Annotated in this window: 21 protein-coding genes; 10 read left to right on the top strand and 11 right to left on the bottom strand. The window is 73.0% G+C overall.

What is annotated here, in order from left to right:
* Positions 1 to 265: 265 nt before the first annotated feature.
* The 4 genes from AC07AB_RS08515 to AC07AB_RS08530 form a co-directional block, all read right to left on the bottom strand.
* Positions 266 to 1,489 carry a bifunctional RNase H/acid phosphatase gene (locus AC07AB_RS08515; RefSeq protein ID WP_478562165.1) on the bottom strand — a complete coding sequence of 408 codons (1,224 nt, stop codon included), beginning with the start codon at positions 1,487 to 1,489 and terminating at the stop codon, positions 266 to 268.
* Positions 1,490 to 2,233: a zinc ribbon domain-containing protein gene (locus tag AC07AB_RS08520; protein ID WP_478562641.1), complete on the bottom strand. Its 744-nt coding sequence runs from the start codon at positions 2,231 to 2,233 to the stop codon at positions 1,490 to 1,492.
* 13 nt (positions 2,234 to 2,246) lie between these two features.
* On the bottom strand, positions 2,247 to 3,086 hold the full coding sequence (locus AC07AB_RS08525; protein WP_478562167.1) for a Nif3-like dinuclear metal center hexameric protein: 840 nt from the start codon (positions 3,084 to 3,086) through the stop codon (positions 2,247 to 2,249).
* Between the two features lie 101 nt (positions 3,087 to 3,187).
* On the bottom strand, positions 3,188 to 4,219 hold the full coding sequence (locus AC07AB_RS08530; protein ID WP_478562170.1) for an ABC transporter substrate-binding protein: 1,032 nt from the start codon (positions 4,217 to 4,219) through the stop codon (positions 3,188 to 3,190).
* 199 nt (positions 4,220 to 4,418) lie between these two features.
* On the opposite strand from AC07AB_RS08530, the gene AC07AB_RS08535 reads away from it, so the two are divergent.
* Positions 4,419 to 5,633, top strand: coding sequence for a hypothetical protein (locus AC07AB_RS08535; RefSeq protein WP_478562644.1), 1,215 nt, complete (start codon positions 4,419 to 4,421; stop codon positions 5,631 to 5,633).
* 296 nt (positions 5,634 to 5,929) lie between these two features.
* Positions 5,930 to 6,106, top strand: a complete 177-nt coding sequence (locus AC07AB_RS08540) for a hypothetical protein (RefSeq protein ID WP_478562173.1) — start codon at positions 5,930 to 5,932, stop codon at positions 6,104 to 6,106.
* Positions 6,107 to 6,225: 119 nt separating this feature from the next.
* On the opposite strand, the gene AC07AB_RS08545 is transcribed toward AC07AB_RS08540, so the two are convergent.
* The 3 genes from AC07AB_RS08545 to AC07AB_RS08555 form a co-directional block, all read right to left on the bottom strand.
* A complete protein-coding gene (locus AC07AB_RS08545) occupies positions 6,226 to 7,164 on the bottom strand; it encodes a 3-oxoacyl-ACP reductase (protein ID WP_478562176.1) in 939 nt (312 codons plus the stop codon).
* A gap of 29 nt (positions 7,165 to 7,193) precedes the next feature.
* Positions 7,194 to 8,270: a Zn-dependent alcohol dehydrogenase gene (locus AC07AB_RS08550; RefSeq protein ID WP_478562178.1), complete on the bottom strand. Its 1,077-nt coding sequence runs from the start codon at positions 8,268 to 8,270 to the stop codon at positions 7,194 to 7,196.
* 107 nt (positions 8,271 to 8,377) lie between these two features.
* Entirely contained in the window at positions 8,378 to 9,232 is an 855-nt protein-coding gene (locus AC07AB_RS08555) for a MaoC/PaaZ C-terminal domain-containing protein (protein ID WP_478562180.1), read from the bottom strand.
* 361 nt (positions 9,233 to 9,593) lie between these two features.
* On the opposite strand from AC07AB_RS08555, the gene AC07AB_RS08560 reads away from it, so the two are divergent.
* Complete coding sequence (locus tag AC07AB_RS08560) at positions 9,594 to 10,793, top strand: sensor histidine kinase (protein ID WP_478562183.1); 1,200 nt, start codon at positions 9,594 to 9,596, stop codon at positions 10,791 to 10,793.
* A gap of 126 nt (positions 10,794 to 10,919) precedes the next feature.
* Here AC07AB_RS08560 and AC07AB_RS08565 read toward each other — a convergent pair whose 3' ends face one another.
* Positions 10,920 to 11,723: a GAF and ANTAR domain-containing protein gene (locus AC07AB_RS08565; protein WP_478562186.1), complete on the bottom strand. Its 804-nt coding sequence runs from the start codon at positions 11,721 to 11,723 to the stop codon at positions 10,920 to 10,922.
* Positions 11,724 to 11,898: 175 nt separating this feature from the next.
* Here AC07AB_RS08565 and AC07AB_RS08570 point away from each other — a divergent pair, with 175 nt between their 5' ends.
* The 4 genes from AC07AB_RS08570 (at position 11,899) to AC07AB_RS08585 (ending at position 14,687) form a co-directional block, all read left to right on the top strand.
* The gene (locus tag AC07AB_RS08570; RefSeq protein ID WP_478562188.1) at positions 11,899 to 12,270 is read left to right on the top strand and encodes a hypothetical protein; all 372 of its coding nucleotides are present in this window, start codon (positions 11,899 to 11,901) and stop codon (positions 12,268 to 12,270) included.
* A 33-nt stretch (positions 12,271 to 12,303) separates the two neighbouring features.
* Entirely contained in the window at positions 12,304 to 13,107 is an 804-nt protein-coding gene (locus AC07AB_RS08575; protein WP_478562191.1) for an SDR family oxidoreductase, read from the top strand.
* 329 nt (positions 13,108 to 13,436) lie between these two features.
* A complete protein-coding gene (locus tag AC07AB_RS08580; RefSeq protein ID WP_478562194.1) occupies positions 13,437 to 14,078 on the top strand; it encodes a response regulator in 642 nt (213 codons plus the stop codon).
* A gap of 261 nt (positions 14,079 to 14,339) precedes the next feature.
* The gene (locus AC07AB_RS08585; protein WP_478562197.1) at positions 14,340 to 14,687 is read left to right on the top strand and encodes an SH3 domain-containing protein; all 348 of its coding nucleotides are present in this window, start codon (positions 14,340 to 14,342) and stop codon (positions 14,685 to 14,687) included.
* A 103-nt stretch (positions 14,688 to 14,790) separates the two neighbouring features.
* Here AC07AB_RS08585 and AC07AB_RS08590 read toward each other — a convergent pair whose 3' ends face one another.
* From AC07AB_RS08590 to AC07AB_RS08600, 3 genes are read right to left on the bottom strand one after another with little or no spacing between them, the layout of a single operon-like run.
* Positions 14,791 to 15,981: a lipid-transfer protein gene (locus tag AC07AB_RS08590; RefSeq protein ID WP_478562200.1), complete on the bottom strand. Its 1,191-nt coding sequence runs from the start codon at positions 15,979 to 15,981 to the stop codon at positions 14,791 to 14,793.
* Between the two features lie 12 nt (positions 15,982 to 15,993).
* Positions 15,994 to 18,177: an acyl-CoA dehydrogenase gene (locus tag AC07AB_RS08595; protein ID WP_478562203.1), complete on the bottom strand. Its 2,184-nt coding sequence runs from the start codon at positions 18,175 to 18,177 to the stop codon at positions 15,994 to 15,996.
* Positions 18,178 to 18,214: 37 nt separating this feature from the next.
* On the bottom strand, positions 18,215 to 19,816 hold the full coding sequence (locus AC07AB_RS08600; RefSeq protein ID WP_478562206.1) for a SpoIIE family protein phosphatase: 1,602 nt from the start codon (positions 19,814 to 19,816) through the stop codon (positions 18,215 to 18,217).
* 334 nt (positions 19,817 to 20,150) lie between these two features.
* On the opposite strand from AC07AB_RS08600, the gene AC07AB_RS08605 reads away from it, so the two are divergent.
* The 3 genes from AC07AB_RS08605 (at position 20,151) to AC07AB_RS08615 (ending at position 23,037) form a co-directional block, all read left to right on the top strand.
* Positions 20,151 to 20,789 (top strand): class I SAM-dependent methyltransferase, encoded by a 639-nt coding sequence (locus AC07AB_RS08605; protein WP_478562209.1) that lies wholly within the window; start codon positions 20,151 to 20,153, stop codon positions 20,787 to 20,789.
* 153 nt (positions 20,790 to 20,942) lie between these two features.
* The gene (locus AC07AB_RS08610; RefSeq protein ID WP_478562212.1) at positions 20,943 to 21,821 is read left to right on the top strand and encodes an N-acetylmuramoyl-L-alanine amidase; all 879 of its coding nucleotides are present in this window, start codon (positions 20,943 to 20,945) and stop codon (positions 21,819 to 21,821) included.
* Positions 21,822 to 22,134: 313 nt separating this feature from the next.
* Complete coding sequence (locus AC07AB_RS08615) at positions 22,135 to 23,037, top strand: hypothetical protein (protein WP_478562215.1); 903 nt, start codon at positions 22,135 to 22,137, stop codon at positions 23,035 to 23,037.
* The last annotated feature ends 181 nt before the right edge of the window (positions 23,038 to 23,218 follow it).

The following is a 23,218-nucleotide window of genomic DNA, read 5'->3' on the forward strand; positions in this document are numbered from 1 at the left end:
GAGGGGTCTTAGCCCCACAGAGCAGCACAAGCCCCATCCCAAACCGCAAAGGGTCGCGCCAACTCGACGGCCCCCCCCCCCCCCAAAAACCCCACCCCCCCCCCCCCCCCCCCCCCCCCCCCGTCCCCGCACCACAACGCACGCCGCACCAGCCCACGGCGGGGCACCACACCCAGGCACCCCGCACCACAGGGGCATAAGCGCCGCAGGCGCCCCGCACCGCAGGGGCATAGATGAAGCCCACCGCAGGTGAATGGCGCCAAGCTCACCGCAGGTGGCTGGTGTCGTTCAGCAGCCGCACCGAGGCATTGCCGTCCGCGTAATACGCCACCGCCGACAGCGACGCCGCCGCCAGCTCCATGCGGAACAGCGACTCGGGCGGCGCGCCCAGTGCGAGCCGTACCAGCGTCTTGATCGGCGTCACATGCGTGACCAGCAGGACCGTACGCCCCGCGTACCGGGTGATGAGCTTGTCGCGCGACAGCGCGACCCGGCGGGCGACCGTGGCGAAGCTCTCGCCGCCGCCCGTCGGCGCGGCCTCGGCGGATCCGAGCCACGCGTCGAGGTCATCCGGGTGGCGCTCGCGCACCTCGGCGAAGGTCAGCCCCTCCCACGCCCCGAAGTCGGTCTCGCGCAGCCCCTCGTCGATACCGACGTCCAGGCCCAGCCGCTCGGCGACCGTCTCGGCCGTCTGCCGGCAGCGGCGCAGGGGTGAGCTGACGACGGCCTGTACGGTGCCGCGCGCGGCGAGCGCGGTCGCGGCGGCCTCCGCCTGGCGGCGGCCCACGGCGGACAGCTCGGGGTCGGCGCCGCCGCTGCCGGAGAACCGCTTTTGCGGGGTGAGGGCCGTCTCACCGTGCCGCAGCAGTACGAACGTGGCGGGCTGCCCGAGGTCGGCGGGAGCGGCCCAGCCGACGGGTACGGCCTTGGGCTCGGCCTCGTCCAGGGTGCCGAGGGGCCCGGCGGAACCGGGGGAGGACGCGGCCACCGAAGCGCCCGTGCCCGTAGAGACAGCGCCCGTACCGGCCGCCGACGCGGACAGCGCCGCCGACGAGTCGCTCGCGCTCCACTGCTTGCCGGCCTTGCCCGCGTCCATGGCCTCGTTCGCGAGCCGGTCGGCGTGCTTGTTCTTCTCGCGCGGGATCCACTCGTACGTCACCCGGGAGGGCGGAAGGACCGCTCTGGCCTCGGCCGCCAGCGGCCTCATGTCGGGGTGCTTGATCTTCCAGCGGCCCGACATCTGCTCGACGACCAGCTTGGAGTCCATGCGGACATGGACCACGGCCTCCGGGTCGAGCGCCTTGGCCGCCCGCAGCCCGGCGATCAGCCCCTTGTACTCCGCGACATTGTTCGTGGCCGTGCCGATGTACTCCGCGGCCTCCGCGAGCGCCTCGCCCGTCGCCGGGTCGAGGACCACCGCGCCATAGCCCGCGGGCCCCGGGTTGCCCCGGGACCCGCCGTCGGCCTCGACGATGAAGCGATTCGCCACTTACAGCCCCGAGTCGGAGGTGCGGACCAGAATGCGGCGGCAGTTCTCACACCGCACGACCTCGTCGGCGGCGGCGGCCCGCACGTCGTTCAGCTCGGTGATGTTGAGCTCCAGGCGGCAGCCCTCGCAGCGGCGCTGGAAGAGCTTGGCCGCGCCCACGCCGCCCTGCTGCGCGCGCAGCTTGTCGTAGAGCTTCAGCAGGTCGGCGGGGATGGACCCGGCGACGACCGCGCGCTCCTTGGTGACCGTCGCGGCCTCGCCGTCGATCTCCCCGTAGGCGGCGTCCCGGCGCGCGGTGGCGTCGTTGACCTTGGCCTGTACGGACTCCACGCGCGCGGTCAGCTCGCCGGCCCGCTCCTGCGCGGACTCGCGGCGCTCCATGACCTCCAGGACGACGTCCTCCAGGTCGCCCTGGCGCTTGGCGAGGGAGACGATCTCGCGCTGGAGGTTCTCCAGGTCCTTCGGCGAGGTGATGGCACCGGAGTCGAGGCGCTGCTGGTCGCGGACCGCGCGCTGGCGCACCTGGTCCACGTCCTGCTCGGCCTTGGTCTGCTCGCGGTCGGTGTCGCTCTCCTCGGTCTGCACGGCGACGAGGAGGTCCCGGTGCTGGGCGAGGTCGGCCTCAAGGGCCTGGATCTCGGCGTGCTCGGGCAGCGACTTGCGCTTGTGCGCGAGCTGCGAGAGGCGGAGGTCGAATGCCTGGACGTCGAGGAGGCGGATCTGGTCGGCGGGCGCGGCGTTCAGTGGAAGCTCCTGGTTATTCGTTGGGTGACGAGGACGCCGCGTGGGCGGTCCAAGGGTCGGTGACCGTGCGAGAGACGTGGGTGCGCAGGCCCCAGCCGTGGCGGTCGGAGATCTCGTCGAGCTGGGCCGCGGCCTGCTCGGTCCAGGGCCACTCGGTGGCCCAGTGGGCGGCGTCGACCAGGGTCAGCGCGCTGTGCTGCTGGGCCTCGGAGGCCGGGTGGTGGCGCAGGTCCGCGGTGACGTAGGCGTCGACGCCGGCGGCCCGTACCTCGTCGAAGAGGGAGTCGCCGGAGCCGCCGCAGACGGCGACCGTGCGGACGGTGCGCTCCGGGTCGCCCGCGACGCGGATGCCCTGGGCGGTGCCGGGGAGCCGGGCGGCGGCGCGGGCCGCGAACTCGCTCACCGTCTCGGGCCGGTCGAGCTCGCAGATCCGGCCGAGTCCGCGGCGGCCCTCGGGGTCTCCGGCGTCCGGCACGAGCGGGCCCGTGACGCGCAGGTCGAGGGCGCCGGCGAGGGCGTCGGAGACGCCGGGGTCGGCGCGGTCGGCGTTGGTGTGGGCCACGTGCAGGGCGATGTCGTTCTTGATCAGCGTGTGCACGACGCGCCCCTTGAACGTGTCCGCCGCCACCGTCGTCGTGCCGCGCAGATAGAGCGGGTGGTGGGTCACCAGCAGGTCGGCGCCGAGCTTCACGGCCTCGTCGACGACTTCCCGCACGGGGTCGACGGCGAAGAGCACACGGCTCACGGAGGCATCGGGGTCGCCGCAGACCGTGCCGACGGCGTCCCACTGTTCGGCCCGCTCCGGGGGCCACAGGGCGTCGAGGGCGGCGAGGACTTCAGACAGTGCGGGCACGGGTGGAAGGTTACCTCTCACCCGCGCCCATATGCCCGGCCGTGCGGGGCGGTCCTGCGCGACCGGGCGGAGCCCGTCCCGCGTGAGGCGGCCGGCCGGTCCTACTTGACCAGGTAGCCGCGGAGGTCGTCGAGGACGGAGTCGGCCGCCGTGACGCCGAGGCCCAGGAACCAGGTCTCGTCCTTGACGCTCTTGGCGTGGCCGTCCTTGACCGCCTTGAGGTTCTTCCACAGGGGGTTGCCCTGGGCCGCGTCCTGCTTGGTGGCCTTGGGGTCGCCGTAGACGCCGGTGAAGATCCAGTCGGCGTCGGCCTTGTTGATGTTCTCCGGGCTGATCTGCACGGCGAGGTCGTTGACCTGCTGGTTCGCGGGCCGGGGCAGGCCGGCGTCCTTGAGGATGGTGCCGATGAAGGACTGCTGCGCGTACAGCCGCGTGAACTGCGGCATGTAGCGGAGCATGCTGACCGTCGGCTTCTTCGCGCCGAGGTCGTCCCCGAGCTTCCTGGCCTTGGCGTCGTACGCGGCCAGGTTCTTCTTCGCGTCGGCGGTCTTGTCCAGGGCCGCGGCGTTGAGGAGGTAGTTCTCCTTCCAGGTGAAGCCGGGGCGGATGGAGAAGACGGTCGGAGCGATCTTCGCGAGGTCCTTGTAGTTCTTCTCAGCGCGCAACTTGCTGCCCAGGATCAGATCCGGGTGGAGCGCGTTGATCGCCTCAAGGTTGAGGTTGTTGATGGTGCCGATGTTCTTGGGGTCACCGGCGTTCTTCTTGAGGTAGCCGGGGATGCCCTGGCTGCCTTCGGAGGGCGCGTAGCCGACCGGCTTCATGCCGAGCGAGACCACGTTGTCCAGCTCGCCGACGTCGAGGACGACGACCCGCTTGGGCGCGGCCTTCAGCTCCGCGGTGCCGAGCGCGTGCGTGATGGTCCGCGGGAACTGGCCGGGCTTCGCGTCCGTGCCCATCTTCGCCGTCTGCTCGGCGGCCTTCCCGAAGTCCTTGCCGCCCTGGGCGACGGCCTTCGATCCGTTGCCGCCGTCCTTGCCGCCCTTGCTCTCGTCGGAGGAGCCGCAGGCCGCGAGCGAGAGCGCGGCGACCGCGGAGAGTGCGACGGCGGCGGCGCCGCGACGGCGTATGGGCATGACGTGCTCCTGTACGGATCTGGACGGTGAGCCTACTTAGGCACGCCTTACTTTAAACGCGCGCCCCAGAGCCAGCACAGCCACCCCCCACCTCTCAGGCAAATCGGTCGAGAGACACCCTTATGTGTGAATCGGTTCAACTCACGTCCTTCGCCAGGAAGTGCGAAAACTACCTTCGGTGACGGAGGTGACTTCACTGATGACGGCCTGTGCCCCAGAGACCGCCACACCCAGCAGCACACCGGGTCGCCCGGGGCTGACGATCGCCGCGGACGGCTCGTACGCGGCCCGCCTCACCCTCGGCGGCCCGGCGGGCGCCACAGGCGGCTGGTTCCCGGAGCGGTGGACGCTCACGGGACCCGAGCCGTACGCGGTGCCGCTGCCCGGCTGCCAGCCCGAGGAGCCCGACAGCGAGGTGCTGCCGCTCGCCGACGGACGGGTGCTGATCCGCCGCCGCGTCGCCGAGCGGCACGCGTTCGCGCTGCTCTACCCGACCGGGCCCGGCACCGGCGAGGTGCCGCTGGGCGCCGTCGAGTGCGAGCGGCTGACGCTGCTGCCGCCCGCGCCCGACGGCTCGTCCGTGTACGCGCTCGCCCCCGGCCGGCACGGCACCGATCTGTGGCTCGTGCACGGGGGCGCCTTCGGCCCCGAGCACGTCGCCGAGGTCCCGGGCCGCTGCACGGGCGGCAGCTGGCTGGACCGTACGGGCCGGCTGCTGGCCCTCGACCGGGAGCTGGAGGGCCGGACGAAGGCGGTCGTCGTCGATCTGGAGCGGGGCGGCGAGACGAGCCCGCTGCTGCAGATCACGCGGGAGAGCGAGGACCGGCTGCTGTTCGCGGACCCCGACAGCGGCCTGCTGCTCGTACGGTCCGACGCCCCCGGCGAGCACCGGCTGGGCTGGGGCGTACTCGGCTCCATACTCCCGGTGCGGTTCCCGGAGTGCCTGCGGGTGCCGGGCGGGACGGCGACGCCCATCGCGGTGCAGCCCGGCCAGTCGCTGACGCCGGAGGCGTGCGCGGTGGCGTTCCGGATCGACGGCGCGCCCGGCGGCGGGGCCGTCAACCCCTGGCTCGGCGTCTGGCGACCGCTGGGACGGCAGTTGCAGCAGTTCCCGGCACCGGTGGGGTGGCTGGCGGGCGCGGGCCTGTGGACGCCGGGCGGCCGGCTGCTGCTCCCGTACGCGACGCCGCAGGTGCCGTGCGGGGTGGCGCGGCTGCTGCTGCCGCCCGGTCCGGAGCCGCGGCGCAGAGATCCGGAGGCCGCGGAGCGGGATCGGGTCGCGGAGCGGGATCGGGATCGGGTCGCGGAACAGGAGCAGGCCGCGGACCAGGAGGCCGGTCCGGGCGCGCCGTTGCCTCCGGAGGCCCCCCGGCCGGTGCCTCTGCAACAGGCGCCCCTGGCGCAGGCGCACTGACGCGGGGCGGAGGCGGCCCCGATCGGGCGCACGGGCAGGGGCCGCTCTTCGCTGCTGTGCCATTGCAACAGTGCGCGTTCAGCCGCCCGCGGACCGGGCGCCCCCTGGTCCGCGGGCGGCTGGGCGCCGTTCGGTAGACTTGCGCGGGGGTCACGCGGCAGCGCCGGGCGGGACCGGATGAGGTTTCCGAACGGCCGTGCGTGGAAGGCGTGTTGACGTCTGGTTTGCGCCGTACGCGACTGCGACGGCCCCCGACGCCACAGCACGCAGCGAGATTCAACGGAGTGACGTCCCACATGCCCGAAGCCCGTATCGACACGACCGAGGCGCGCCCCCGCGAGGCGTCCGCCCAGGCCGCAGCCGCCGGCTCCGGCGCCGGCAAGCACCGCGGTCCCGCCCTGCCGGAGGAGTCCCCGGCCCCCGTCCATGGGAAGCACCGCCGGCCGGAGGACGACGCCGTCCGGCAGTCCTGAGACGGCGGCGAACGCGTCCGCACCGGCCTGTGGCCGCCCCGGGGTCACCACCCCGCGGCGGCCACCGCTGTGTACGGCCGCTGCCGCGTACGGCCCGGCCACTGCCGCGTACGGCCGCCTCAGCCGCCGTGCTTGAGGCCCAGCACCTCCACCGCCGCGAACGTCTCGTTCGGCGGGCGCCCCTCGTAGTACGGGGTCAGCAGCTCGTCCAGCTCCGCCACGCTGAAGCGGTCCTTCCCGGTGTCGAACTTGGCCGCCACCTTGGGCCGTTCGAGGACCGCCACCATCCCGCCGTGCACGACGAAGACCTGGCCGTTGACGCGCCCGGCCGCCGGCGAGGCGAGATAGCCGACGAGCGGCGAGACGTGCCCGGGGGCGAGTGCGTCGAGATCGCCGCCCTCGGGGACCTCGAACCCGGCGAAGACGTCCTCGGTCATCCGGGTGCGGGCGCGGGGGCAGATCGCGTTGGCGGTGACGCCGTACTTGCCGAGGGCGGCGGCGCTCGACGTGGTGAGGCCGACGATGCCGCCCTTGGCCGCCGCGTAATTGGGCTGCCCGGCCGAACCCGCGAGGAACGCCTCGGAGGAGGTGTTGACGATCCGCCCGTAGACCGGCCCGCCCGCCGCCTTGGACCGCTCGCGCCAGTGGACGGACGCGAAGTGCACGGTGTTGAAGTGGCCCTTGAGGTGGACGCGGATGACGGTGTCCCACTCCTCCTCGCTCATCGAGAAGACCATCCGGTCCCGCAGGATGCCCGCGTTGTTGACGAGGATGTCGAGCTGTCCGTACGTGTCGACGGCCAGCTGTACGAGCCCCCGCGCCCCCTCGAAGTCGGCCACGTCGCCGAGGTGCGCGACGGCTTGGCCGCCCGCGGCGCGGATCTCGGCGACGACCTCCTCGGCGGGCGCGGCCGACGCCTCGCCGGAGCCGTCGCGGCCGGGCCGCCCGAGGTCGTTGACGACGACGTTGGCGCCCAGCCGCGCCAGTTCGAGGGCTTCGGCGCGGCCGAGGCCGCGGCCCGCGCCGGTGACGATGGCCGTCCTGCCCTGGAGTGACATGTGCGTCTCCTCGCGTTCGGGGTGTGCGTTCACAGTTCGATGCAGGTGCGCAGCGCCTCGCCGGTACGCATCTGGTCGAGCGCGTCATTGATCTCGGTGAGCCGCACCCGGTGGGTGATCAGCCCTTCGAGGTCGATGCGGCCCGCGCGCCACAGCGCGATGGACCGCTCGTAGGACCGCAGCACGTCGCCCCCGCCGTACAGGGAGGGCAGGATCCTCTTCTCGTCGAAGAACAGCTCGAACATGTTGACCTGGAAGGTGTCGTCCATCGCGCCCGCCCCGACGACGCACAGGGTGCCGCCGCGCCGGGTGTTCTCGTACGCGGTGCGCGCGGTGGCGGACTTGCCGACGACCTCGAAGACGTAGTCGAAGCCCTCGCCGCCGGTGATCCGGGCCTTGGCGTCGGCCAGCCCGTCCGGTGCCACCGCCTCGGTCGCCCCGAACCGCAGCGCGGCCTCGCGGCGGGAGGCGACCGGGTCGACGGCGACGATCTGCGCCGCGCCGCTGGCCCGCGCGCCCTGGATGACGGAGAGGCCGACGCCGCCGCAGCCGATCACGGCGACGGACGAGGCGGCCTCGACCTTCGCGGTGTTGAAGACGGCCCCGAGGCCGGTGGTCACCCCGCAGCCGATGAGCGCCGCTATCTCGTACGGCACGTCGTCGGGGATCGGCACGGCGCAGCCGGCCCCGACCACGACCTCCTCGGTGAAGGTGCCGGTGCCGGCGAAGCCGAAGACGTCGCCGCCGGGGCGCTTGAAGTTGGGGGTGCCCGCGTTCATGAAGCCGGTCAGGCACAGCTGGCTCTGGCCGCGCTTGCAGGACGGGCACGTACCGCAGGCGGGCAGCCAGCAGACCAGTACGCGGTCCCCCTGGGCGAGGCCGCTGACGCCGTCGCCGACGTCGAGGACCTCGCCCGCGCCCTCGTGGCCGGGGACGAAGGGGGCGGGCTGCGGCAGCACGCCGCTCATCGCGGAGAGGTCGGAGTGGCAGAGCCCGGTGGCCTTGATGCGGATCTTGACCTTGCCGGGGCCGAACCCCACCGTCTCGACGTCGTCGAAGACCTCCAGTTTCTCCTGTCCGATCTCCTGCTGCACGGCTGCGCGCATGGTGCGGCTCCTTACACAAGGTGCGTACGGGTGCGGTCGGTTGCTGGGCGTTCTCCTGGCCGGTGGTTGCTGGGCGCTCCCCGCGACGGGCGGGCGGGCGCCGCGCGCTACTCGTACTCGACGACGGTGTCCGCGAGGACCGGGGCGTCGTCCCGCTCGGCGGCGGTGACCGACACCTGGACCCGGCCGTCGCCCCGCCACATGCGGACGCGCAGGGTCTCGCCGGGGAAGACGACGCCGGTGAAGCGCGCGGAGTACGAGCGCACGCGCGTGACGTCGCCACCGAGCGCGGTGTCCACGACGGCCTTGAGGACGACGCCGTACGAGCAGAGCCCGTGCAGGATCGGCCGGTCGAACCCGGCGAGCTTGGCGAATTCGGGGTCGGCGTGCAGCGGGTTCCAGTCGCCGGAGAGGCGGTAGAGGAGGGCCTGGTCCTCGCGGATGGCGCGCTCGGCGGTGTGATCGGGCGCGCGGTCGGGGGTTTCGAGGCGGTTGGACGGGCCGCGTTCGCCGCCGAAGCCGCCCTCCCCGCGCACGAAGATCTGGGTGTCGGAGGTCCAGAGCGGGCCGTCGGCGTCGGCGACCTCGGAGCGCAGCACGATGACGGCCGCCTTCCCCTTGTCGTAGACGGCGGGGACGGTGGAGGTCTGGGTGGCCGCGCCCTTGACGGGGATCGGGCGGTGCAGCTCGATCCGCTGGCTGCCGTGCAGGACGGCGGCGAGGTCGACGTCGATGCCGGGGGCGGAGAGCCCGCCGACGACGGCCATGCCCGCGCCCGCGACGGTCGCGAAGCTGGGGAGCACGTGCAGCCTGCTCTCCAGGGTGTAGCGGAGCTCGTCGGGGTCGGTGGCGGGGCGGCCCGCGCCGATGCCCAGGTGGTAGAGCTGGATGTCCTTGTGGTCCCAGGTGAGATCGGTACTGCGGGGCGCGGCCGAGGTGGCCTTCGCGGCATCGATGGGCATGCGGTACTGCTCCTTCGCCACGTGGCGGTGGCTCGTAGACAGGCGGTCAGCGGCGGTTCGCGGACGGCGACAGTACGTGGCCGACGGCGGCCGGTGGCGCGCGGCAGGCGGTCGCGCAGCTCCGGCGCGGCCGTCCGCACCGTCGATCGCGCCGGAGCCGTCGCGGCCGGCCGTCCGCGCCCTTCTAGAACGCGTTCTAGCCGGTGGCCCATGTATAGCCGATCCCCCGGCCACTGTGAAGAGTGCTGACGACCCATCAGATACCCGGCGCGCCCCTCCCCGGCCACCGGTACAAATGTCACGGCCGGCTCCTGACATCCGCGTCTGCGCAGCTCGCGCCCGGTTACGTAAGGTCGTGGGCATGACCGACCCGCTGGGCGACTTCCCGCACAACGCACCGCGCAAGTGGGCCTTCCTGCCGTGGCTCTTCATGCTCACCGGGAACGCCATCGCCGTCGTCAAGGGCGAGCCGCCGCTGCCCTGGCTCGCCGCCGCGGGGCTGCTCGTCTTCGCGGGCTGCTACGCGGGCACCATCGCCCTGGGATTCGACGAGCGCCGCCACTCCCCCTTGGCCCGGACCCTGCTCGCCGTCGAGGCCACGGCCGTCTACGCCCTCGCCCTCGGCTACGGCGCCGAGTGGATGCGGTGCTTCCTGCTGCTGTCGATCAGCGCGGGCATCACGCTGCGCGGCACGCAGCGCGCCCTGGCCGTCGTAGTGATCACCCTCGCGGGCTCGGCCGGGGCCATCACGGGACTGTTCGGCGACGCGGGCGACTCGGCGCTCATGGGGTACGGCACCCTGCTCTCCGGTCTGGTCGTCGCCGTGATCCTCACCCTCTTCGAGACGGTGAAGCAGCTCCGCGACACCCGCGAGGAACTGGCCCGCGGCGCGGTCGAACGAGAGCGGCTGCGCTTCTCCCGCGACCTGCACGACCTGCTCGGCCACACCATGTCCGTGATCGTCGTCAAGGCCGAGGCCGTACGGCGCCTGGCGCCCCGCGATCTGGACGCCGCGCTCGGCCAGGCCGCCGACATCGAGGCCGTCGGCCGGCAGGCGCTCACCGAGATCCGCGAGGCCGTCTCCGGCTACCGCGAGGGCAGCCTGGCCACGGAGCTCGACCGCGCCCGTTCCCTGCTGGAGGCGTCCGGCATCGACACCCGGATCACCCAGTCCGGCCCGCCGCTGCCACCGCAGACCGCGGCGCTGCTGGGCTGGGTGGTGCGCGAGGGCGTGACCAACGTCGTACGGCACAGTGGCGCGGCCAACTGCTCGGTGGAGGTGCGCTGCAAGCCCGACGGCGTGCACCTGGAGATCACCGACGACGGCCGCGGCCCGAACGAACCGGCCACCGCCCCCGGCACGGTCGGCGGCACGGGCCTCAAGGGCCTCACCGAACGACTGGCCACCGCCGGCGGCTCCCTGACCAGCGGGCCCGACGGACGGCGCGGCTTCCGCCTGGTGGCCGAACTGCCGGTGGACGCGGCAGAAGAGCCGACCGCCCGCACGGGCGAGCCGGAGCGGCGGTCATCGCCGAGCGCGGAAGGCGACTTCGTGTCGTGAGGAGGGTGCGGCCGCGTCGTGAAGGCAGTCGGGGCCTCGCCGCGGGACGCTGGGGATGCCTTTCCCGTTGGGGCCCCTCGCGCCGGCCCCCGACGCCTGGATGCGCGTATCGGCGGCATCCGGGCTTCAAGGCTGGGCGGTAGCGGCCTTGTCGGTCTCCGGGGGCGGGGGCAGGACGGTGGCGCCGGTGACGATGTCGCGGGCGAGGTCGACCAGGCGCAGATGGTGGCGGCGGGCGTGGGTGCGCAGGCGGTGGAAGGCGGTGTCCGGGTCGGTTTCGTGACGGGCGGTCAGGAAGCCTTTGGCCTGTTCGATGATGGTGCGGGTGTCCATGGCCGTCTGGAGCTGGGCTCGTACGGTGCGGTGCTGGTCGAGGGTGGTCTGCTGGAGCAGGGAGATGGCGGTGGCATCGGCCAGGGCCCGGGCCAGGTGCCGGTCGGCTTCCAGCAGGGGACCGGAGACGCGGCGGAAGAGGTTCAGCACACCGATGGTCTCGGCGCGCAGCCGGATCGGGGTCGCGTGGACGGAGGTGTAACCGGCGCGGCTCGCGCGGGCGCTGAAGCGCGGCCAGCGTGGTGAGGGCGTGACGCCGATGGTGTGGTCGACGGGGTGGGCTTGCTCGAATGCGGTGCAGCAGGGCCCTTCGCTGGCGTCGAGTTCGAAGAGTTCGACGAGGCGCACGCGTTCGGAGGAGGAGGCGACCAGGTGCAACGGTCCGTCGGGCAGGGCGAGCATGACTCCGGCGTCGCCGATGTCGAGCAGGTCCATGCAGTGTTCGGCGACGCGGTAGAGGAACTCGGCGGGATCGAAGTCGTCGACCAGGGTGTCGGCCAGGTCGATCAGGGCGGCGGTGATCCGGGCCTCGCGCGGCAGGCCGGGCGGCCCGTTCTTCGAGGGCTGATCAGGCGGGGAGGTGGGCGAACTGGGCATGGTGGCCCTCCGGTCGGGAAGAGGCAGCGACCGGGGCCGGGAGCACACTACGGGGACTGGGTGGAATACCACCCGCCGAGGGCTGACCTACTGCCAACGTACTCCCCCGCAGGAGTGCGAACCAGCCGTTCGACACCTTGCGCCCCATGCCTTCGGCAGGCCACACGGTGCGCTCGTGACGGCGCTCACCGGTGGCGACGGCAACGATGCCACCCGGCTCATCCCACTGCCGCAGGCCGCGCCGCCGGTGCGGGGCAGACGCGGACGCCCACGGCACCGCCCGGACATCGTGCTGGGCGACCGCGGCGACGACCACGACAAGTACCGACGCCTGGTACGGCACCTCGACGGGAAGCCGCTGATCGCCCGCCGTGGCGCCGAGCACGGCTCGGGCCCGGGTGTCCAACGCCGGTTCGTAGAAGCCGCCTTCGCCCACCCGCACGGGCTCCGCCGCCCGCGCATCCGCTGGGAGATACGCGACGACGTCCACGGGCCCCTTCCTCCGCCGCTGCGCCGCCGTGTCGCCGCAGCGCAGGAAATCGATTGACGCCGCAATGCCGTTCGTGAACCATTTCGGCCCGTGACCACGGACACCGATCAGCACCGACCCGCCCACGGCCAAGGCTCTTCGGCCGGCCGTCCGCTCGCCCTGATCACCGGGGTGGGCCGCACCGTCGGCATCGGCGCGGGCATCGCCCGGCGGCTGGCCGCTTCGGGCTGGGACATCGCCTTCACCTACTGGACCCCCTACGACGCCCGTATGAGCTGGGGCAGCGAGCCCGGCGCGACCGAGGCGATCAGCCGGTCCCTGGCCGAACACGGGGCGTCCACCACCGCGATCGAGGCGGACCTCGCCGACCCGGATGCCCCGGCACGCGTCTTCGACCAGGTCGAACAGCGGATGGGCGGTGTCACCGCGCTGGTGATGAGCCACTGCGAGTCTGTCGACTCCGGGCTGCTCGACACCACCGTCGAGAGTTTCGACCGGCACTTCGCCGTCAACGCGCGCGCCGCCTGGCTGCTCATTCGCGAGTTCGGCCGCCGCTTCGCCGCGGAACGGGGAACCGGCCGGATCGTCAGCCTCACCAGTGACGACACCGTCGGTAACCTGCCTTACGGGGCGAGCAAGGGGGCCCTGGACCGCATCACCCTGGCCGCCGCCCACGAACTCGCCCACCTCGGCGTGACCGCCAACGCGATCAACCCCGGGCCGGTCGACACCGGCTGGATGCCCGAGGAAGTCCGGGAGCACTGCGCCCGCAGCGCCCCGCTCGGCCGGCTGGGCACTCCGCGGGACACCGCGCACCTCGTGGACTTCCTGTGCTCCAGGGAAGGCGAGTGGATCAACGGTCAACTGCTGATGAGCAACGGCGGCCTCGCGTAGGCGCCCAACAGTCCGATACGCGGGCACCACCCGCTCGGCAGCGCCAACAGGGCTCGTTCATAACGGAGTTACCGTCCCGGGCGGCCGGGCATCCGGCGCTTCAGCACCTCGACGCGGTTGGCATGGCCCTCCGCGACACCGGAGTTCCACTGGTGCGGGGCCGTTGGCCGAGGCGGCTTCGAGCGGGAGCCGGTGGCCTTCGGGCAGGGCACCGGGGTGCGTCAGGATCCGGCGCGTGACGGCGCGTGACGGCGGGCGACGGCGCGGGCCGATGCCGGCCGGGGCTTCCCCCGGCCCTGAGCTGGGACGCGGGCCGTAGCCTGATCTCCATGGACGAGACGCCCCGAGACCACCGGCCGGTACCCCCCGTAAGGGTTCTCCTCGCGGAGGACCAGCGAATGATGCGCGGCGCGCTCGCGCTGCTGCTCGGCCTTGAGGACGACATCGAGATCGTCGCCCAGGTCTCGGACGGGGACGAGATCCTCCCGACGGCCGAGGACGTACGGCCGGACGTCGCGCTGCTCGACATCGAGCTGCCCGGTCGCAGCGGCCTGGACGCCGCCGCCGAGCTGCGCGGGGCGCTGCCGGACTGCCGGGTGCTGATCCTGACCACGTTCGGCCGTCCGGGGTATCTGCGCCGGGCGATGGAGGCCGGGGCCAGCGGGTTCCTGGTCAAGGACGGGCCGGTGGAGGATCTGGCCGCGGCGATACGGCGGGTGTTGGCGGGCGAGCGGGTCATCGATCCGGCGCTGGCCGCGGCGGCGCTGAGCGCGGGGCCCAATCCGCTCACCCAGCGCGAGCGGGACGTGCTGGCCGCGGCGGTGGACGGCGCGACCGTCGCCGACATAGCGGGCCGGGTGCACCTCTCCCCCTCGACGGTGCGCAATTACCTCTCCGCGGCGATCGGGAAGACGCAGACCCGTAACCGGATGGAGGCAGTGCGCGCCGCCCGGCAGAACGGGTGGCTCTAGTGGGCCGCGAAGGGCCGCGGGGCCCTGGGAGGGCACCGCGCGGGCAACCGCACAGAGTGACGAGTTGCGGACATAGAGCCACATATTTACCGTAAGGCGCGTGAGGCACGCAGTACATCTCATAAGGGATGGACCGTACTCACAGCCGGAGAAAGGCCACCACGCCGCGACAGCGCGGCGCGGCCCCGGCCCATGGCGTCCCCGAACGCCCCGGCTACCCCGCTCCATCCCCTTGGGATGTCCCTTCGCAGGAGGAAGCAGATGTTTCCGCAGTCGAAGCTCAGCAAACTCGCCCTCGTGACCGCCACCGGCGCCCTCGCCGCCACCGCCGCGATCGGCCCAGCCATCGCCGCCCCGGCGGGTGACGGCCACGCCCCGTACAAGGGCCGCGTCATCGCCAAGACCGGCCTGCTGGTCCGTACCGGCCCGAGCACCCACTACAAGGTGATCGGCAAGCACCAGTACGGCAAGATCGTGCACATCGTGTGCAAGGTCAACGGCCAGAACATCCGCGGCAACCCGCGCTGGTACCTGCTCAGCGACGGTACGTACGGATGGTCCTCCGCCCGCTACATCACCAACATCGGGCAGCCCCCGGCCTGGTGCTGACCCGCGCCGCGGGCTGACGCCGCCCGCCCCCCGTAGCCCCGGCCGCCGGATCTCCGGACGGCCGGGGCGTACGGCCACGCACCGGGGGCGGGCCCGGCATCCGCTACGGCTTGCGCAGCAGCGTGACCACGGCCGCGCCGCCCAGTCCGATGTTGTGCGCGAGGCCGGTGCGCGCGCCCTCGACCTGGCGCGGGCCCGCCTCGCCGCGCAGCTGCCAGACCAGTTCGGCGGCCTGCGCGAGGCCCGTCGCGCCGAGCGGGTGCCCCTTGGAGATCAGCCCGCCGGACGGGTTGACGACCCATCGGCCGCCGTACGTGGTCGCGCCGGCGGCGACGAGCTTGCCGGACTCGCCGTCCGCGCACATCCCCAACGCCTCATAGGTGATCAGCTCGTTGACGGAGAAGCAGTCGTGCAGCTCGATCACGTCGACGTCCTCGATGCCGAGCCCGGAACGCTCGTAGACCTGCCGGGCCGCCGCCCGCGACATAGGCTTGCCGACGACGTCGATACAGGAGCCGGAGGCGAAGCTCTCCTCGGTGTCCGTGGTCATGGCCTGGGCGGTGATCTCCACCGCCCGTTCCATCACTCCGTGCCGGTCGGCGAAGCGCTCGGAGACGACGACGGCGGCGGCCGAGCCGTCCGAGGTCGGTGAGCACTGGAGCTTGGTCAGGGGCCGGTGGATGGTCTTGGCGGCCAGTACCTCCGCCACCGAATAGGCGTCCTGGAACTGGGCGTTGGGGTTGCCCGTCGAGTGCCGGTGGTTCTTGGCGCCGACGGCGGCGAGCTGTTCGGCGGTGGTTCCGTACCGCTCCATGTGCTCGCGGGCGGCGTTGCCGAAGATCTGGGCGGTGGGCGGGGTCCGCTCGAAGCCGTGCCGGGCGGCCATGACGCCGTAGTGCCGGGCGACGGGTGAGGTCTTGAAGTCGCCTCCGTCCGCGCCGCCGCCCAGCGCGCCCTTCTTCATCTTCTCGAAGCCGAGGGCGAGCACGCAGTCGTTGACGCCCGCCTCGACGAACTGGCGGGCCAGCATCAGGGCCGTGGCGCCGGTCGCGCAGTTGTTGTTGACGTTGTAGACGGGGATGCCGGTCAGGCCGAGCCCGTAGACCGCGCGCTGTCCGGCCGTCGAGCCCTGGTAGCAGTAGCCGACGGGCGCCTGCTCGACGAGTCCGTACGGTATGCCGGCGTCGGCGAGCGCCTTGGAGCCCGCCTCCTCGGCCATGTCCCAGTACTGCCAGTCCCGGCTCTCGGGCTTCTCGAACTTCGTCATCCCGACGCCGACGATGTACGCCTTCATGCGACAAGCTCCTCAGATCAGGGGGCGGGGCTCCGGGTCGCGCGCCAGGCCCAGCAGCCGTTCGGCGACGACGTTGAGCTGGACCTGCGTCGTGCCGCCCGCGATGGTCAGGCAGCGGGACATCAGGAAGCCGTGCAGGGCCCGCTCGCCCGGCCCCTCGCGCACCGCGCCCTGCGGGCCGAGGAGTTCCAGGGCGAGTTCGGCGACCTTCTGCTGGTGCGGGGTCTGGGCGAGCTTGCGGATGCTGGCGCCCGCGCCGGGTTCGAGGCCCAGGGTCTGCTGGAGGGTCGTACGGAGCCCGATGCAGGCGAGCGCGTGGGCCTCGGCGGCGAGCGCGCCGACCCGCTCACGCACCGATCCGTCGGCGTCACCGGTCCGCGCGATCAGCGTCTCCAGGCCGGTGTCGAAGGTCAACTGGTCGGCCATGTGGACGCGTTCGTTGCCCAGGGTGTGGCGGGCGACCCGCCAGCCGTCGCCCACCTCGCCGACCACGGCGTCCAGCGGCAGCAGCGCGTCGTCGAAATAGACCTCGTTGAAGAGGGAGTCCCCGGTGATCTCCTTCAGCGGCCGGATGTCGATGCCCCCGGTCCGCTTCATGTCGACGAGGAAGTAGGTGAGCCCTTTGTGCTTGGGGGCGTCGGGGTCGGTACGGGCCAGCAGGATGCCGTAGTCCGCCCACTGGGCGGCCGACGTCCACACCTTCTGGCCGCTGATCCGCCAGCCGTCCGCCGTGCGTTCGGCCTTGGTGCGCAGCGCGGCGAGGTCGGAGCCGGCGCCGGGCTCGGAGAACAGCTGGCACCACAGCACGTCGCCGCGGAGCGTCGGGGGCAGATAGCGGTCGCGCTGCGCCTCGGAGCCGTAGGTGATGAGGGAGGGCACCACCCAGGTGCCGATGCCGAGGTCGCTGACCTTCACCTGAGCAGCCGTCAATTCCTGCTGTACGGCGAGCTGTTGTACGGGTCCGGCGCCGAGCCCGTACGGGGGCGGCAGGTGCGGTGCGGCGTAGCCGGTGGGGGCGAGGGCGCGGCGGGCGGCGGCGGGGTCGAGGCCGTGGGCGGCCTCGATGGCGGCCCGTGCCCGCGCGCGGTGGGCGTCGGCCTCGGGGGGCAGTTCCAGGCGCAGTTCGCGGCGGGCCCCGTCGGCGGCGAGGCGGGCGGCGCGCAGCCGGTGGGCCGCGCCGGGGCCGAGCAGCTGACGGGCGACGGTGGCGCGGCGCAGATAGAGGTGGGCGTCGTGTTCCCAGGTGAAGCCGATGCCGCCGAGGATCTGGATGCAGTCCTTGGCGCAGCTGTACGCGGCGTCCAGCGCGGTGGCCGCCGCGAGGGCGGCCGTCAGGGCGCGCGCGCCGGGCTCCGCGTCGGCCGCGCGGGCGGCGTCCCAGGTCAGGGCGCGGGCCTGTTCGGTCCGTAGGAGCATGTCGGCGCAGAGGTGCTTGACGGCCTGGAACTGGCCGATGGGGCGGCCGAACTGCTCGCGGACCTTCGCGTACTCGGCGGCGGTGGTCAGCGCCCAGGCCGCGGTGCCGCACGCCTCGGCGGCGAACAGGACGGCGGCGAGGTCGCGGACGCGCGCGCCGTCCACGGCCACGGTCCGCCCGGCCGGCACGGCGGTCCCCTCGGCGGAGACCTCGGCGGTGGGCCGGGTGGCGTCGGCGCTGTCCTGGGCCCGTACGGTCAGCGTCCGGGCGTCCACGGCGAGCCACAGCGGGCCGTCGGCGGCCTCGGCGGTGAGGAGGATCAGGTCGGCGTCCGCGCCGCCGAGCACGGGTGGCGCGGTGCCGTCGAGTACGTAGCCGTCGCCCGTCGCGACGGCGGTCAGCGATCCGGCGCCGAGGGCGACGGCACCGGCGCGCTTCCCGCCGACGAGGGTGCGGGCGAGGTCGGGGCGGTCCCCCGCCGCCAGCAGGGTCGAGGCGAGCACGGTGGGCAGGTACGGGCCGGGGAGCGCGGCCCGGCCGGTCTCCTCCAGCACCACCGCCAGGTCCAGCAGTTCTCCGCCGTCGCCCCCGCACTCCGGCGGCAGGTGCGGGCCGAGGAGCCCGAGTTCGGCGAGCCCGGCCCACCACGCGGGCCGTCCGGGGTCGCCGCCGGGCGCGTCGAGCAGTTTGCGCACCTCCTCGGGCGGCACGGCGCGGGCGATCCAGCCGCGGACGGCCTGCGCCAATTCGCGTTGCTCTTGCGTGATTCCGATGCCCATGCGCGCAGACTAGAACACGTTTCATTCTGACGGAAGGTCAGATAACGACTCCCCTGATCCGCCCCTCCGCCTCCGCCGGATCGCCCCCGCCGGATCGCCCCACTCGGCAGGACACCACGCACTCCGCGACGGCGGGAGCGGTCCGCAGGGTGAACCAGACGGCCTTGCCGACGGGGTCGGGCCGGGTACCCCAGGCGTCTGCCAGGGCCTCGACCAGCATCAGGCCGCGCCCGCACTCCTCCGTCGCCGTCGCGAGCCGGGCCCGCGGCCGGGGCGTGCTGCCGTCGGTGACCTCCACGCCCAGCTCCCGGGCGCTGTGCCACATCCGCAGGCCGACCGGGCCCCGCGCGTGACAGACCGCGTTGGTCAGCAGCTCCGAGACCAGCAGCGGCGCGATGTCCTCCAGCGCCGTGAGCCCCCACTCCCGCAACACCCCCAGCAGGAACCGCCGCCCGGCCGGCACCGAGGCCGTCTCACCGGGCAGCTCCAGCGAGGCCGTCCCCAGCGGGGCCGCGGGGAAGCCGACCAGCAGCAGGGTCACATCGTCGGCGTACGCGGGGGTGCCCGGCAGCAGCGTGTTCAGCACCCCGTCCGCGGCCTCCTCCAGGTCCGCGGCGGTGGCGAAGACCTCCTGGAGCGTCGCGGTCAGAACGCTCAACTGGGCATCGATGTCGCTGCGCGGAGTCTCCACCAGCCCGTCGGTGTAGAGGACCAGGGTCGCCCCGGCCCCGATCGGGAGGCTCACCTGCTGGTGCGGCACCCCGCCCACGCCCAGCGGCGTGCCGATCGGGACCGGCAGCACCTCGACCGTCGCGTCCGGCGCGACGAGCAGTACCGGCAGATGCCCGGCCGAGCAGGCCGTCACCGTGCCGCGGGCGGGGTCCGCCTCCAGATAGACACAGGTGACGAACTGTTCCGACATCCCGCAGGTGAACGCGTCCAGCGCCTGGATCAGCTCGCACGGCGCGACCCCCGCCAGGGCCAGCGCCCTGGCCGCGGAGCGCAGCTGCCCCATGACGACGGCCGCGTCCAGGCCGCGCCCCATCACATCCCCGATGACCACCCCGACCCGCCCGCCTCCCAGGTCGATCAGGTCGAGCCAGTCCCCGCCCACCCCCTGCCCCTGGGTCGAGGGCAGATAGCGGCTGGCCGCCAGGGTGCCGGGGATCACCTCGGAGACGCCCATCAGGCGCAGCGCCAGCGCGACGTGCCGCTGCTGCTGGTACAGCTCGGCCAGCTCCTTCGCCGCCCGCTTGCGTTCGGTGATGTCCCGCGTGATCGAACAGGCGGCGGTGACAGTGCCGCGCCGGGTACGGACCGGCCACAGGGTCACGTCGACGTCCAGCAGCCGGCCGTCGCAGGTGGCCCGCCGGGTCTCGTAGTGCTCGATCCGCTCGCCCCGGGCGATCCGGTCCAGCAGCCCCGCCTCCTCGTCCTTGAGGTCGGGCGGGATCAGCATGCCGACGTGCCGGCCGACGGCCTCGACGGCGCTGTAGCCGTACAGGCGCTGCGCGGCGGCGTTCCAGTAAGCGATCTGCCCGTCGAGGGATTTGATGAGAATCGCGTCGTCGGAGGACTCCACCACCCCCCGGAGCAGCTCGTGCCCGCCCGCGCTGCCCAGCAACGTCTCCTGTGACATCACCGGTGCCTCACCTCGCATGATGTAGTCGTGCCCGATCAGCGAGAGCGACAGCTCACCGCCCCGAAGCGCGCCCGATGTTCCAGCCCCCCATCGGGGGCGGGGACATTGCAGCACCCTTGAGGCCCGCCTCCACCGACATGTCCGATTATGGCCGTCACTTGCACAACTACTGCTCCTTTACGCTCACTTCGATCACTTGTGCCGCACATCGGGACACGAGTCACGTCACGCACTCCCCCACGCCCCGGCGCCGCCCCCTGCCCCGGCGCGGCCCGCCGAGGGCCGTCCGGCACGATGGGCCGTCGAGACCGCCACCCGCAGGAGGACACCCATGGCGCCCAAACCCGAGATCCTCGCCGCCTTCGAGGCGGCGAAGGGCTTCATGCCCCTCGACGAGGGGCTCGCCCTGCACGCCGCCGCCGAGGAGGCCGCCCGGCTCGGGCTCCCGCTGGTCGAGGTCGGCACGTACTGCGGGCGCTCGACCATCCTGCTCGCCGACGCCGCGCGGGGGGCCGGGGTGAGCGCCGTGACCGTCGACCACCACCGCGGCAGCGAGGAGCAGCAGCCGGGCTGGGAGTACCACGACCCCGACGTCGTCGACCCCGAGGTCGGCCGGATGGACACGCTCCCCGCCTTCCGCCGCACGCTGCACGCCGCCGGGCTCGAAGAGCACGTCATCGCCGTCGTCGGCCGCTCCCCGCGGGTCGCCGCCCTGTGGGCCGCGCCCGTCGGGCTCGTCTTCATCGACGGCGGCCACACCGACGAGCACGCCACTGGCGACTACGAGGGCTGGGCCCCGCACATCGCGCCCGGCGGCGCGCTCGTCATCCACGATGTCTTCGCCGACCCGGCCGACGGCGGCCAGGCCCCCTACCGGATCTACCGCCGCGCCCTGGAGTCCGGCGCGTTCACCGAGGTGTCGGCGACGCGGTCGCTGCACGTACTGCGCCGCACAGGCCAGGGCGTATGAGCCGCACGGACCCGGCCGCCGCACGTACTGCGCCGTACGGGCCACAGCCTATGAGCCGTACGGGCCACGGCGTATGAGCCGTACGGCCGCTGATCACGCGTCGGACGACGCCGCTCGGCGATCGCCACAGGGTGAGGCGCTAGCATCGCCCGCGTGTCGAACGGCAGCCCTTCCCCCGCGCCCCGCCGCCCCAGAGGCGGCACCCTCGCCATAGGGCTGGCCGTGCTCATCCCGATCGGCTTCGCCGGCTGGCTGGCGTGGGACGCGTCGGGCGGCGACGGCGCCCCCGAGGACGACGCGAAGCGCCCGGCGGCGATGGGCCCCGAGCCCGCCCGCTCGGCGTCGGCCGCCCATGGGCGCCCTCTCGCCGGGAAGGTCGTCGTCATCGACCCCGGGCACAACCCCCGCAACCGCGACCACACCGCCGAGATAGCTCGCGCCGTCCAAGCGGGCAACGGCCACAAGGCGTGCGACACCACCGGCACCGCCACCGACGCCGGCTACGCCGAGGCCGCCTTCACCCTCGACGTCGCGCACCGCATGCGTACGCTCCTCGAAGCGCGGGGCGCCAAGGTCACGCTCACCCATGACGCCGACCGGCCGTTCGGGCCGTGCGTGGACGAGCGGGCGAGAATCGGGAACGCGGCACACGCCGACGCGGCGGTTTCCGTGCACGCGGACGGCGCCTCCGTCGGAAACCGCGGATTTCACGTCATTCTGCCCGCGGCCGTCAAGCAGGACGGCGCCGACACTTCGCCCATCGTCGGTCCGTCCCGAGTACTGGGAGAGGGTATTGCCGGTAAGTTCAGCCGCGCGACAGGCAGTCGCCCGGCCAACTACATCGCCGCCGGCAGCGGCATGAATGTCCGCGATGACCTGGGCGGTCTCAACCTCTCCACCGTGCCGAAGGTGTTCATTGAATGCGGCAATATGCGTGATCCCAAGGACGCCGCCGAACTCATCGACGCGAAGTGGCGGCAAAAAGCGGCACGCGGTATCGCGGACGGCATTACGGACTTCTTGGCGAGGTAAGAGCCCCCATCGGACCGTTCAGGGCCTGTGCCAGGCCGTTCAGAGCTCACGTCAGGCTGTTCGGAGCTTGTGTAAGGCCGTTCAGAGCTTGTGCAAGGCCGTGCGAAGGCCCGCGTCAGGCCCTGCGGACGCCCGCGTAAGGCACTAAGGACCGGCAGGCCACGGCCGTGTCACAGGGGTGAAACGATGAGGACGCCCCGACCGTCCAGGCTATATGTTCACCCGTACGATGGGGGGCCACCCCCGCGCCCTCGCACCTCGCGTTCCGGCGACAGCGACAAAGAAGACCGACGAGACCGACAAAGGATTTCAGGTGAACATCCGCTCCCTCACTAGAGGCGACGGCGTGGTGATCGGAGCAGCGGTGTTGCTGTTCATCGCCTCGTTCCTCGACTACTACTCCGTCGACAACTGCGGTAGATTCTGCGACAAGCTCGATCTCCCCAACGCGTGGTCGACGGACAAGCTTTTCCTGGTGCTTCCGTCGGTGATCCTTCCCGGCCTGATCGGCGCGATCCTTATCCTCGCCGCGCGTTTTCAGCCCGCCGGCCGCAAGCTCGCGGGGCTCTCCCTCGACCAGTGGGGCGCGGCCCTCGCGGTGGCCGCGGCGTGGTCCTCGATCTGGTCCCTGGTGGTCGCCCCCGGTGACTTCTCGGCGGGCATCGGCTCCATCCTCACGCTGGTCGCGACCGTGGCACTGGCCGCGGCGGCCGTGCTGACGCCGCGCCTCCCGGCGCTGAAGGCGGGCCTGCTGCCGACGGCCGCCCCGAAGCCGTCCCCGTACGCCGCGGGCCCGAACCCGGGCTACGGCTACCCGGGCCCGGGCGCCGGCCAGCCCGGCGGCCCCTCCCCTTACGGCGCGCAGCCCGGCCAGCAGCAGCCGTACGAGCCGTACGGGGCGCAGCCCGGCCAGCAGCACAGCCAGGGCGGTCAGGGGGGTCAGGGCGGTCAGCCGCAGGCCGCCCAGCAGCAGCCGGCCCCGGCCGCGCAGCAGCCCGCCGCGGCGCAGCCCGGACCGGAGTTCGCTCCGTTCTGGTTCGCGGTGCCGGTCGCCCGCCCGCTGTACGCGGAGGACGGCGGGCCGACGCCGATCGCGGAACTCGCGCCCGGCACTTGGTACCTCGCGGTGGACCAGCGCGGTCAGGCGCTCATCGCGCAGACCCAGGACGGCCGCCGCGGCGTCCTCCAGGACACCACGGGCATCCAGCGCGGCTGACCCACCGCGCACCGGCGCCCCGGCCCCTCGTCCGCACACTCGCGGGCGGGGGGCCGTTGCCTTGTCCGCACCCCGGGACCCCGGGACCTCGGGCGGGGTCATCGCCCAGTCCGCACCCCGGGGGCGGGAGGCGTTGCCCGGTCCGCACTCCGGCCCGTACAGTCACGACGCATTGAACTGA

The organism is Streptomyces sp. NPDC044033 (assembly GCF_056434425.1).